The organism is Sphingomonas sp., assembly GCF_031372575.1.
Classification (GTDB): domain Bacteria; phylum Pseudomonadota; class Alphaproteobacteria; order Sphingomonadales; family Sphingomonadaceae; genus Sphingomicrobium.
This window is the reverse complement of record NZ_JANMLM010000101.1, coordinates 1-11,932: the sequence shown is the minus strand read 5'-3', so window position 1 is coordinate 11,932 and position 11,932 is coordinate 1. Positions and strand designations below refer to the sequence as shown.

Genomic DNA, 11,932 nt, shown 5'->3' with positions numbered 1-11,932 from the left:
GCCGGACCTGATCGAGCGCCATGGTGGCGCCCGGGAGGAACCGCCCTCTGGTGCGCAGACTGAAGATTAAGGTCTTAAGGCAATGAATCTCATCCAGACTCTCGAGCGCGAAGCGATCGAGGCACTGACCGACATCCGTGCGGTCCCCGATTTCCGCCCCGGCGATACGCTCAGGGTCGGCGTCAAGGTCGTCGAAGGCGACCGCGCCCGCGTCCAGAATTTCGAAGGCGTGTGCATCGCGCGGTCGAATAAGGGCATCGGCTCCAACTTCACCGTCCGCAAGATCAGCTTCGGCGAAGGTGTCGAGCGCGTGTTCCCGCTTTACTCGCCGGCCGTCGATTCGATCGAAGTCGTGCGCCGTGGCGCCGTTCGCCGCGCCAAGCTTTATTATCTGCGCGGTCGCCGCGGCAAATCGGCACGTATCGCCGAACGTCGCGATCCGCGTCCGCTCAAGGGCGACAAGAAAGAAGGCTAAGCCTATCTGGTGCGATCAAGTTAAAGGGCGGGCACTTCGGCTCCCGCCCTTTTTCGTTGGCAGTCGATCAGGGCGCTTTATATTTCTGCCACGGATCGTGCCCATTGCTCCATTGCGACGATCCGAATGCAGTCAGGCAAGCCATAAAGCGGGGATCGAAGATCATTCCTTTGACCGCTGGATCCTGTCCGCGACAGGCCGGAATCCGGGGCGCTCGATCCCAGCCGTCGGCGGTCGTGGTGTACAGGCTCAGCCCCGCGCGGTCGGCGTAAACCGCGGCGAGGTCGAGCGAATCCTGATCGACCTGATTGAAGATGATCGTCCGCAGTCGCCACAAGGTCGGCAGCAGCTCGGCGGGCAATTGCTTGATCATCTCGGGGGCGACCGTGCCGTTGCGCAAGGCATAGATTCGCCCGTCGGTGTTGATCATCCGGTTGGCACCGGCCGCCATCGCCCGCGCTTCGATGATCTCGCGCACCGTTTCGGGAAGCAGGAACGAGTGTCGCACGCCCCCGTCGAGCCATGGCCGCCCGTTGATCGTGACTTGCCGGAACACCACCGGCACCGCTGACGATGCGAGTAACGCCGCCGTGTAACAATCGCGCCGCTCGGTGCCGGTCAGTTGGGATGCAATAGCGCCAAGATCGAACGCCTTGAAATCCCCGCTCAAGGCGTCGACCGCGCCGACCACCAGCGCGCGTCCACTGCGGTCATGCTCGGCCGCAACTTCGTCGACCAGGGGCTCTATTCGCCTCTGGATAAATGCCTTCAGCGGCGCCGTGTCGGCCATCGATCCATTGGCGAGAATGAACAGGCCATTGTGTCGATCAACCAGTTCGCCTTCGTCGCGGATTGAATAAGCCTCGATCAGGCCGTCGTCAAAGCGGGGGCCGAGATAAGCGAAGGTCGCCTGTAGCGCGCCGGTGCTGATCCCGGTGGTGATCCGTGCCGGCAACCGACCGCGCGCCGACCAGCCTTTGATCACGCCCGCGCCATAGGCTCCCCACTGGCCGCCGCCCGACAGGATAAGTGCGTCGGAATAAAGCGTTTCTGGAGCCGGCGCTGCGCCAGGGGTGGGTCGTCCTCCACCAGGCGGGGCAGGCGCTTGTTCCGCAAACGCCCCGGCCATCATATTGGTCAGCTCGCCCATCGGCCGCGCCGCGGTCATCGGCTGCGCAGGATTGGGGAAGGTGAATTCGGATAATCGCGGACAGGCTGTTTCAAGCGGCTGATCGCGCGAACAAGCGGACGAAACCAGGGCGGCAATGACGACCAACAGACTTACGATACCGCGTCCCATCGCCATCTTCCCCGGGTTAAGATTCCTGATCGGCCCTGGATGGACTTATGCCCGGATTCTCGGGTTCGACAATGGCTTGGTGCCCGCCGAATGGCTGGCGCGCTTTTCGGTGGACGGCCTGCGCATGCTCGCTAGTCTTGCTCGATGCCGATAAAACTCATCTTGCTCGCCGCCTCCGCTCTGGTGACTGTCCCCGTCAGCGCCCAAGCCCTGGCCCCGCAAAAGCTGACGCTTGAGCGGGTGTTCGCCAGCCCGGCGCTGACCGGTGCCGTCCCCCGAGCCGTCAAATTGTCGCCCGACGGCAAGCTCGTTACCTTGCTTCGCAATCGTCCCGACGATCTCGAGCGCTATGATCTGTGGGCGATTGATCCCGCCACCGGCAGCGCGCGGATGCTGGTCGACAGCAAGAAATTCGCCGCTGGCGGGGTGCTCAGCGAGGCCGAGCGGATGCAGCGCGAGCGCGCCCGAATCGCCAATCTGACCGGAATTGTCAGCTATGACTGGGCCCCCGACGGCAACAGCATCGTCGTCCCGCTCGACGGCGACATCTATCTCGCTGACCTCGCCGGCAATGTGAAACGATTGACCACCACCAAGGGCTCGGAGCTCGACGCCACCGCCAGCGAGAAAAGCCGCTATGTCTCGTTCGTGCGCGACAATGAGCTTTACACGCTCGACCTTGCCACCAGTGCCGAGCGAAAGCTGACCAGCGGCGCGTCGGACACCGTCAGCTGGGGTCTAGCCGAATTCATCGCGCAGGAGGAGCTCGGCCGCACCAAAGGCCATTGGTGGGCACCCGACGACAGCCGCATCGCGGTCGCGCGGGTCGACGACAGCAAGGTCGAGGTCGCGACCCGCGCCGCGATCGGGGCTGACAAGACGACCACCTTCGAACAACGCTACCCGCGCGCCGGGACCGCCAATTCGCTGGTCGACCTGTATCTGATGAACCCCGACGGCAGTGGCCAGGTCAAGGCCGACCTCGGCCCCGATCCCGACGTCTATCTGGCGCGGGTCGACTGGCTGCCCGATGCCAGCGGGCTGATCGTCCAGCGCCAGAGCCGCGATCAGAAAAGGCTCGACGTGCTGCACATCGACGCCCGCAGCGGCACCTCGACATTGCTGTTCAGCGACACGTCCGACATGTGGATCAATTTGACCAACGATCTCAAGCCGCTCAAGGACGGCTCGATCCTGTTTTCGTCCGAACGATCGGGGTTTCGCCAGCTGTATCGCTGGGCGAAGGGCAAGATCGCCCCGCTGACTCGCGGCGCGTGGGTGGTCGATGGGGTCGACGGGGTCGATGAGTCCGCTGGTCGGCTGTATTTCACCGCGTTCAAGGACAGCACGATCGAGCGTCACCTGTACGTACTCGACTATCGCCAGCGCGGCACCGTGCCCAAGCTGCTGACCAAGCCCGGCACCAACAACGCCGTGACGATGGACAAGACCGGCAGGCTCGCGCTCATCTCGACCACCGCGCCCGGCCAGCCGTTGCAAGTGTGGCTCGCCAATGGCAAGGGCGAGCGGCTGGCGTGGATCGAAGAAAATAAGGTCGCGGGCAACCACCCCTATGCCTCGTTCATCGCCACTGACGCCAAGCCGCAATTCGGCCACCTCACCGCCGCCGACGGCAAGACCCAGCTCGATTATCGCCTTGTCCTGCCGCGCCTCGCTCCCGGTCAGCGCGCACCGGTTCTGGTCACCGTCTATGGCGGCCCGCAGGCGCATGATGTCCAGACCGGCTTCGTCTCGCCCCTGCACCAATATCTCGTTCAGCAAGGCTGGGCGTTGTTCCAGGTCGGTAATCGCGGGCAGGAAGGGCGCGGCACCGCGTTCCAGAAGCCCGTCTATCGCGCGCTTGGCGGGGTCGAGGTCGCCGACCAGCTCGCCGCACTCGCGTGGCTCAAGCAGCAGCCGTTTGCCGATGGGTCGAAGGTCGCAATCTATGGCCACAGCTATGGCGGCTATATGGTGCTCAAATTGCTCCAGGCCGCACCGGGTGCCTATGCCGCCGGGATCGCCGGCGCCCCGGTGACCCGCTGGGACCTTTACGACACCCATTATACCGAACATTATATGGGTGACCCGAACGCTCTTCGCGCCGCTTACGACAAGGCCGATGCGCTTGGCGACAGCAAGCGGATCAAGGACCCGTTATTGCTGTATCACGGCATGTCCGACGACAATGTCCTGTTCCAGAATTCGACCGAGCTGATGGCCAAGCTACAGGAAGAGAAAGTCCCGTTTGAAATGATGGTCTATCCCGGCAAGGGGCATGGCATCACCGGCACCAACATCTCGGTCCATTTGTGGACCACGATCCTCGATTTCCTCAAGCGGCGCGGGATTGGCGACGGGGTGCGTTGACATTGCGGGGGCGCAGTCCCACTTCGCCCCGACACCGCGCATAAGGAATTGAAAATGGGCTATCGGGTCGTCGTCGTCGGCGCCACCGGCAATGTCGGTCGGGAGATCCTCAACATCTTGGTCGAACGGCAATTCCCGTATGACGAGATTGCGGCGGTCGCCAGCGGCCGCTCGACCGGCCAGATGATCGACCTTGGCGACAGCGGCAAGGAATTGAAGGTCCGCAATATCGAGCATTTCGATTTCGACGGCTGGGATTTGGCCCTGTTCGCCGCCGGCTCGGCCGTCTCCAAAGTCTATGCCCCGATCGCCGCCGCCGCTGGTTGCACGGTGATCGACAACAGTTCGCTCTATCGGATGGACCCCGACGTCCCGCTGATCGTGCCCGAGGTCAATCCCGAGGCGATCGACGGATATCGCGCCAAGAACATCATCGCCAACCCAAATTGCTCGACCGCGCAGATGGTTGTTGCCCTGAAGCCGCTGCACGACGCCGCGACCATCAAGCGAGTCGTCGTCGCCACCTACCAGTCGGTGTCGGGCGCGGGCAAAGCGGGGATGGACGAACTGTTCGAGCAAAGCCGCAACATCTTCGTCGGCGATTCAAATTCGCCGGTCAAATTCACCAAGCAGATCGCGTTCAACGTCATCCCTCACATCGACGACTTCCTCGACGACGGCTCGACCAAGGAGGAATGGAAGATGGTGGTCGAGACCAAGAAGATCCTCGGCGCCAAGATCAAGGTCAGCGCGACCTGCGTCCGCGTCCCGGTGTTCGTCGGGCATAGCGAGGCGATCAATATCGAGTTCGAAGATGAGATTTCGGCCGCCGATGCGCAGCGCATCCTGCGTGAATCGCCTGGCATCATGCTGGTCGATAAGCGCGAGGATGGCGGCTACGTCACCCCGGTCGAATGCGTCGGCGAATATGCCACTTATGTCAGCCGCGTGCGTGAGGACCCGACGGTCGATAATGGCCTGTCGATCTGGGTTGTCAGCGACAACCTCCGCAAGGGCGCGGCTTTGAACGCGGTGCAGATCGCCGAGTTGCTCGGCAGGCGGCATTTGCAGAAAGCAGCCTAGGGCGCGTCACCCCATTCGCGCAGCAAATTCTGCTGTACCACCAGCAACCGGGCATGAACCGCCGGGCTGACATGCTCGCGTTCGTCGCGCGCGATGATCCCCAGCTCGGACACCGAAGCGCGATGCGCCGGGTCGGCGATCCGGCTCTGGATGAAAGTGAACGCCGCCAGCCGCTCACCGCGGGTCACCGCCTCGACCTCATGTGGGGTGTTGGCGGGATAAAGGATGGCATGGCCCGCGGGCAGCTTGAATGACGCGCGCACATCGCCCGAATGGATCACCAGGGCACCCCCGTCATAGCTCGCCGGATCGGCGAGGAAGATGGTGCACGCCAGATCGTTGCGGATCGTCACCTTGCCGAGCGGAAGATACGCATTGTCGCCGTGCAATGCATAGCCCATCCCCGGCGAATATCGGCTCAGCAGCGGCAGCGCGACCGCGACCGGAAGCGCGAAATCATTGAACGTCGGGTTCGCGCCAAGCGCCTTGGCGATGATCGTGCCGCTTTCCTCGCGCGCCGCCCCGTCCTTGATCTGCTCATTCCTCTTGCCGGTGTTGGTCGGGTTGCTGATCCGTCCGTCGACCCACGCCGCGCCGTGCGCAAGCGCGCGCAACCGTGCGACTTGATCGGCGTTGAGCAACTCGAACAGTCGGTACATATTCATGCCCCGTGCGGCCTTGGCGGTTGCCAGCTTAAGCGACTAATGTGGCCGGCAACAGAGGGAGGTTAGTCCAATGCGCTACTCAATCATCGCCGCGATGCTGCCGGCGCTCGCCGCCTGCCAGCAACCCGCCGCCCGGCCCCCGGTGACCGAGGCGCAAGCCGAGCAGATCGCGAGCGCTGCGGAAGCCACCTTCACCACCGGCGATCTCGGCAAGATCATGGATCAATATGCCGACAATGCCGTGATGATCGATGCCTCGACCGCCGATCCCAGCACCGACCGCAAGGTTCAGGCGGGCTGGGCGAAGAATTTCGTCAGCATGAAACCCGCCGATTACCAGGTCGCCGGGCGTCATATCCAGTTGATCGGCCCCGACGCCTTCGTCAGCTCGGGCATCGAGCGGTTCACGGTCGAAGCCGGCGCCGCCCGCCCCACCGTCAGCGCCCGCTTTATCGACGTCTTCCAGCGCCAGAAGGACGGCAAGTGGAAAATCATCAGCGAGCATGTCTCGATGCCGCCCACCCCGAGCGGCCAGCTTTGACCGACAAGATGACCGGTGGCTGCGCGTGCGGGCGGATCCGGTTTGAAGCGGCGATCGACAGCGACGAGGCGTATCTGTGCCATTGCCGGATGTGCCAGCGCGCCAGCGGCAGTGTCAGCCTGGCAATGGTTGGGATCGACCAGGCCGACGTCCGCTGGAGCCACGAGCCCGACTGGTATGAAAGCTCGGCTATTGCGCAGCGCCCCTATTGCGCCAAATGCGGCACGTCGCTCGGCTTCCGCTACACGACGGACACCGACAGGATGGACCTCACCGTCGCCGCGTTCGACAACCCGCCATACTTCCGGCCGACCAGCCACTTCGGCGCGGAGAGCATCCACGAAGCATGGCTCGACACGTCCGGACTGCCGCGCACCCGCTCGGACGGATATCAGAAGCTCGTCGAACGCTGGCGCGCGGCGGGTGAGGAGCCGCGTTGACTGACCCCTCCATCCACCATTGGACCGCCTCCGATGGGGTTGAATTGGTTTGGCGCGAAGTGGGGCAGGGCCGCGCGGTGGTGCTCCTCCATGGCCTATTCTCCGACGGCGTGACCAACTGGATCAAATTCGGAGCTGCCGAGCGACTTGTCGAGGTCGGCTTTCGCGTGGTCATGCCTGATCTTCGCGCGCATGGCCTGAGCGGCAAGCCGCACGATCCAGCGCTTTATTCCGACGGAATCCTCGGCCGCGACCTGACCGAGCTGATCGCGCATCTCGAGCTTGCCGATTACGACCTCGGCGGCTTTTCGCTCGGCTCGCGCACCGTTGTTCAGGCGGTCGGGGAGGGGCTCACCCCGCGCCGCGTCGTGCTGGCCGGGATGGGGTTGGAAGGGCTGACCGGCTGGCTTCGGCGCAAGCATTTTTTCCTCGACGCAATCGCCAATGTCGAAACCTCGAGCCGGGGTGATCCGCACTGGCTCGCCATTCAATTCATGAAGACGATGAAGGTCGATCTCGACGCTGCCAAGCTATTGCTCCCGACCTTTACCGATGCGTATCCCGACTGGCTCGCCGCATTCACCATGTCGACGCTCGTGATGTGCGGGACCGAGGATGAGGACAATGGCAGCGCGCCGAAGCTGGCCGATGCGCTTCCCAATGCAACCTACGCACCGATCCCCGGCACCCACATGTCGAGCGTGACCAAACCCGAGTTCGGTCAGGCGATTGCGGCATTTCTCGGAGCGTCTTGACGATCGGGGCGTTGAACGCGCATCCGCCGCCCACGCGAACAACAAAAACAGACCAAGGATGAGGATCCCCCACCGATGAAGATGCTAGCTTCCACCGTTTCGATGCTCGCGCTGGCGCTTGCCGGTTGCGCCACAACCACTGACGTTATGGTCGCCGAAACGTCGGTCATCGCCGCACCCGAAGCGCCGCCCGCCGCGCCCGCGCTGACCGTTGCTCAAGCCGACGCATTCATCGCTGCGGCGGAAAAGGATCTGTTCGATTATTCGGTCCAATCGAGCCTCGTGAATTGGGACAATGCCACCAACATCACCGACGCGACCGATGCTGCCGCGGCCAAGATCAATGCGATCGGCACCGAAAAAACCGTCAAATATGCGATCGAGGCAGCGAAATATGCGCAGATCGAGGGTTTGAGCTACGACACCAAGCGCAAGCTCGACATCCTCCGCAACGGCATCGTCCTGCCCGCGCCGACCAAGCCGGGCGCAGCGACCGAGCTCAACAATATCGCGACCAAGCTGCAGTCCGATTATGGCAAGGGCAAGGGCACGCTGAATGGCAAGCCGATCAACGGATCGGACATTGAAGCCGAGATGGGCAACATCAAGCGGACGCCGCGCGAGCTGGCCGAAATGTGGACCAGCTGGCACGACAATGTCGGCGCGCCGATGAAGAATGATTATGCGCGCATGGTTGGAATCGCCAACGCCGGGTCGAAGGAATTGGGCTTTGCCGACACCGGCGCGATGTGGCGCTCGGGCTATGACATGCCGCCCGAGGCCTTCGCGGCCGAGACCGAGCGACTGTGGCAGGAAGTCAAGCCGCTCTACATGGCGCTCCACACCTACACCCGGACCCAGCTCAACAAGAAATATGGTAAGGGCGTCCAGCCCGCGACCGGCCCGATCCGCGCCGACTTGCTGGGCAATATGTGGGCCCAGGAATGGGGCAATATCTATCCGTTGGTCGCACCCAAGGGGGCGGGCGATCTCGGCTTCGACGTGACCGATTTGCTCGCCGCCAAAAAGTATGACGAGCTCAAGATGGTCAAGACCGGGGAGGGCTTCTTCTCGAGCCTTGGCTTCGCTCCGCTGCCGCAGACGTTTTACGAACGCTCGATGTTCCTCAAGCCCAAGGATCGCGAAGTGGTATGTCACGCCTCGGCGTGGGATCTGGACAATAAGGACGACGTCCGGATCAAGATGTGCATCAAGCGCAATGGCGACGATTTCACCACCATCCACCATGAGCTTGGCCACAATTATTACCAGCGGGCCTACAAGAACCAGCCGACGCTGTACCTGAACGGCGCCAATGACGGTTTCCACGAGGCAATCGGCGATGCGGTTGCGCTGTCGATCACGCCCGAATATCTGGTCCAGATCGGAATGCTCCCGCGCAGCCGCGTGCCGAGCGCAGACAAGGATATCGGCCTGTTGCTCCGCCAGGCGATGGACAAGGTCGCGTTCCTGCCGTTTGGCTTGTTGGTCGACCGCTATCGCTGGGGTATCTTCGACGGAACCATCGCGCCCGCCGATTACAACAATGCCTGGACCAGGATGCGGCTCGATTATCAGGGCATCACCCCGCCGACCGCGCGCTCGGCCGATGGCTTCGACGCCGGGGCCAAGTTCCACATTCCCGGCAACACGCCCTACACCCGCTATTTCCTGGCGCGGGTCCTGCAGTTTCAATTCTACAAGGCGGCGTGCGACGCGGCCGGGTGGAAGGGCCCGCTCCACCGCTGCAGCTTCTACGGTAACAAGGATGTCGGCGCGAAGCTGAATGCGATGCTCGAAATGGGCGCGTCCAAGCCGTGGCCCGACGCCCTCGAGGCGTTTACCGGCACCCGCCAGATGTCGGGTACCGCAATGGTCGAATATTTCGCCCCATTGAAAGCGTGGCTCGACAAGCAGAACGCCGGCAAGACGCAGGGTTGGTAGAGTGACAAAAAAGGGGAGCGGGCCAGTGCGGCTCGCTCCCCTCGATTGCGACCTAAAGGTCAGCGATTAGTAGCTGACGGCGCCGGTCTTGATCTGGCTGTCGATCACTGGATCGACCGGGAAAGTGGTTGCGGGTTCGCCGGTCGTCTTCAGGCTGAGCGCTTCCTCGGCGAGCTGCGCCTGGGTCTTGTCGCCATCCAGCCCGTCGCGGATTTTGGCGACTTTGGCCTTGGCCTTGGTCCCGGCGTCAGTCAGCCCGTCTTTGACCCGCTCGCCGGTTTCGCTCGCGGTTTCCTTGACGCTGGCGGCGATGTCGCCGCTGAATTCGGAGAAGCTCTTGCCGCTTTTCTTGAAGGCGAAAAACCCTGCCACGGCGGCGGCTATGCCCGACACCAGACCGGTGGCGATCGCCGCGGTTGCGACCGGGCGTGCCTTGATTGCCTTGCCGGCGCGAGCCGTAACCGAGGGATTGGCGGTCGTCTTCGCCTGACGCGGCGTCGTTGTGCGGCTGCGTGCCGGACGGCGGGTGGTTTTGGTGGTTGCCATTTTACTCTCCTTACAGGGTTGAACCGATTGGGAGGGAAACGAACGGCGGGGCATTAGGTCCCCGCCGCCGTCGCAACTTTTGGTCGACTTGGCCCGGTTACAGCTGGCCGAGCATCGTCTAGGCGCTTGAGGCGGAGAATTCGCCCGGCGCCTCGACATTGAGTTGTTCGACCACGCCATCGTTGACGACCATCGAGTAACGCTGGCTGCGCTTGCCCATGCCGAACTTGCTGCCGTCCATCGTCAGTCCGATCGCTTCGGCGAAGTCGCCATTGCCATCGGCCAGCATGACGATGTCTTCGCTGCCCTGCGCCTTGTTCCACGCGCCCATCACGAACGCATCATTGACCGAGGTGCAGGCGATTTCGTCAACGCCCTTGGACGTGAAGTCGCCGGCCTTGTCGACATAGCCCGGCAAATGCCGCGCCGAGCAGGTCGGGGTGTAGGCCCCGGGGACCGCGAACAAGGCGATCTTCTTGCCCTTGAAATGTTCGCCGGTGGTGGTGGGCATCGGCCCGTCAGCAGTGGCGATGGCGAGTGGCACATCGGGCAGGCGGTCGCCGACCTTGATTGTCATGATTCTATCTCCTTTTTCGATGAACTGGCCTCTATCTCCCTCGTGTGACTCTGTGAAGGCTTGCCCGTCGCGCCACGCCGTCGCATCGTCGGATCAATGGAAGTCCCGCGTTTCCTTTCCGGCAAGCTGCTGCTTGCGATGCCCGGCATGGCCGACCCGCGCTTCGACCATGCGGTGATCGCGATGGCAGTGCATGACGAACATGGCGCGGTCGGGATCGGCATCGGCCAGCTCCGCGCCGGGATCCGCTTTCGCGCCTTGCTCCGCCAACTCGATGTCGACCCTGGCGACGCGCCTGATTGCGTTGTCCACCACGGCGGCCCGGTCGAGCCCGGCCGCGGCTTTGTCCTCCACAGCGAGGATTGGGGCGGGCAGGATACGGTCAGAATCGTCGGCACCAACAACGCCGCCTACGCGATGACCGGCACCATCGACGTCCTCAAAGCCATTGCCGAAGGCCGCGGTCCGTCGCGCTGGCTGATCGCGCTCGGCTATGCCGGGTGGGACGGCGGCCAGCTCGACCAGGAAATGACCCGCCACGGCTGGTTCGCTGCCGACAGCAGCCCCGCCTTGCTGTTCGACACCCCGCCCGAGGAGCGCTGGGAAACCGCCTTCAAGGGAGAAGGTATCGACCCGCGCTTGTTGGCCACAGAGACCGGCGCGGCGTGAGCGCAAGAACATATAAAGAATTCTTTATATTTGCTTTTCAGCGCGCTCGGGGGTAGGGGCGGCGCAATCTTTCACCTTCGGAGAATGCACCCGTGGCCACCCATGCTGACACCTTGACCCGCGCCAACCTCGCGAACGATTACATCGTCAAGGACATTGCGCTTGCCGCGTTCGGCCGCAAGGAAATCGAGATCGCCGAAACCGAGATGCCGGGCCTGATGGCATTGCGCCAGGAATTCGGCGCGTCGCAGCCGCTCAAGGGCGCGCGCATAGTCGGTTCGCTGCACATGACGATTCAGACTGCCGTCCTGATCGAGACCCTCACCGCACTCGGCGCGACCGTCCGCTGGGCGTCGTGTAACATCTACTCGACGCAGGATCATGCCGCCGCCGCCATCGCCCAGACGGGCGTCCCGGTGTTCGCGATCAAGGGCGAGACGCTCGAGGAATATTGGGACTATGTCGTCCGCATCTTCGACTGGTCGACCGAAACCGACCGCGACCAGACCTGCAACCTCATCCTCGACGATGGCGGCGATGCCACCATGTTCGCATTGTGGGGCGCGC

13 protein-coding genes are annotated in these 11,932 nt (G+C 63.2%); 9 read left to right on the top strand and 4 right to left on the bottom strand.

Annotation, left to right across the window (positions count from 1 at the left end):
- The first annotated feature begins 82 nt into the window (after nt 1–82).
- Nucleotides 83–475 carry a 50S ribosomal protein L19 gene (gene rplS, locus RMN73_RS10115; protein ID WP_309603203.1) on the top strand — a complete coding sequence of 131 codons (393 nt, stop codon included), beginning with the start codon at nt 83–85 and terminating at the stop codon, nt 473–475.
- Nucleotides 476–542: 67 nt separating this feature from the next.
- Here the strand turns inward: rplS and RMN73_RS10110 are convergent, their stop codons facing one another.
- On the bottom strand, nt 543–1,643 hold the full coding sequence (locus RMN73_RS10110) for a patatin-like phospholipase family protein (protein ID WP_309603202.1): 1,101 nt from the start codon (nt 1,641–1,643) through the stop codon (nt 543–545).
- A gap of 276 nt (nt 1,644–1,919) precedes the next feature.
- On the opposite strand from RMN73_RS10110, the gene RMN73_RS10105 reads away from it, so the two are divergent.
- Together RMN73_RS10105 and RMN73_RS10100 are read left to right on the top strand one after the other, a co-directional pair.
- A complete protein-coding gene (locus tag RMN73_RS10105) occupies nt 1,920–4,145 on the top strand; it encodes a DPP IV N-terminal domain-containing protein (RefSeq protein ID WP_309603201.1) in 2,226 nt (741 codons plus the stop codon).
- A gap of 54 nt (nt 4,146–4,199) precedes the next feature.
- On the top strand, nt 4,200–5,228 hold the full coding sequence (locus RMN73_RS10100) for an aspartate-semialdehyde dehydrogenase (RefSeq protein WP_309603200.1): 1,029 nt from the start codon (nt 4,200–4,202) through the stop codon (nt 5,226–5,228).
- Here RMN73_RS10100 and RMN73_RS10095 read toward each other — a convergent pair.
- On the bottom strand, nt 5,225–5,893 hold the full coding sequence (locus tag RMN73_RS10095) for a Fe2+-dependent dioxygenase (protein ID WP_309603199.1): 669 nt from the start codon (nt 5,891–5,893) through the stop codon (nt 5,225–5,227). The genes RMN73_RS10100 and RMN73_RS10095 overlap by 4 nt on opposite strands.
- Nucleotides 5,894–5,963: 70 nt before the next feature.
- On the opposite strand from RMN73_RS10095, the gene RMN73_RS10090 reads away from it, so the two are divergent.
- From RMN73_RS10090 to RMN73_RS10075, 4 genes are all read left to right on the top strand, one after another.
- Complete coding sequence (locus tag RMN73_RS10090) at nt 5,964–6,434, top strand: nuclear transport factor 2 family protein (protein ID WP_309603198.1); 471 nt, start codon at nt 5,964–5,966, stop codon at nt 6,432–6,434.
- Between the two features lie 8 nt (nt 6,435–6,442).
- Nucleotides 6,443–6,874 carry a GFA family protein gene (locus RMN73_RS10085; protein ID WP_309603197.1) on the top strand — a complete coding sequence of 144 codons (432 nt, stop codon included), beginning with the start codon at nt 6,443–6,445 and terminating at the stop codon, nt 6,872–6,874.
- Nucleotides 6,871–7,629, top strand: a complete 759-nt coding sequence (locus RMN73_RS10080; RefSeq protein WP_309603196.1) for an alpha/beta fold hydrolase — start codon at nt 6,871–6,873, stop codon at nt 7,627–7,629. Before RMN73_RS10085 ends, RMN73_RS10080 begins: the two co-directional genes overlap by 4 nt.
- Before the next feature lie 75 nt (nt 7,630–7,704).
- Nucleotides 7,705–9,573, top strand: coding sequence for a M2 family metallopeptidase (locus RMN73_RS10075; protein WP_309603195.1), 1,869 nt, complete (start codon nt 7,705–7,707; stop codon nt 9,571–9,573).
- Nucleotides 9,574–9,639: 66 nt separating this feature from the next.
- Here the strand turns inward: RMN73_RS10075 and RMN73_RS10070 are convergent, their stop codons facing one another.
- Both RMN73_RS10070 and RMN73_RS10065 read right to left on the bottom strand, forming a co-directional pair.
- Nucleotides 9,640–10,119, bottom strand: a complete 480-nt coding sequence (locus RMN73_RS10070) for a hypothetical protein (RefSeq protein WP_309603194.1) — start codon at nt 10,117–10,119, stop codon at nt 9,640–9,642.
- Between the two features lie 118 nt (nt 10,120–10,237).
- The gene (locus tag RMN73_RS10065; protein WP_309603193.1) at nt 10,238–10,696 is read right to left on the bottom strand and encodes a peroxiredoxin; all 459 of its coding nucleotides are present in this window, start codon (nt 10,694–10,696) and stop codon (nt 10,238–10,240) included.
- 96 nt (nt 10,697–10,792) lie between these two features.
- On the opposite strand from RMN73_RS10065, the gene RMN73_RS10060 reads away from it, so the two are divergent.
- Nucleotides 10,793–11,365, top strand: a complete 573-nt coding sequence (locus RMN73_RS10060; RefSeq protein WP_309603192.1) for a YqgE/AlgH family protein — start codon at nt 10,793–10,795, stop codon at nt 11,363–11,365.
- 92 nt (nt 11,366–11,457) lie between these two features.
- A partial coding sequence (locus RMN73_RS10055; protein ID WP_309603191.1) for an adenosylhomocysteinase occupies nt 11,458–11,932 on the top strand: 475 nt, incomplete at its 3' end.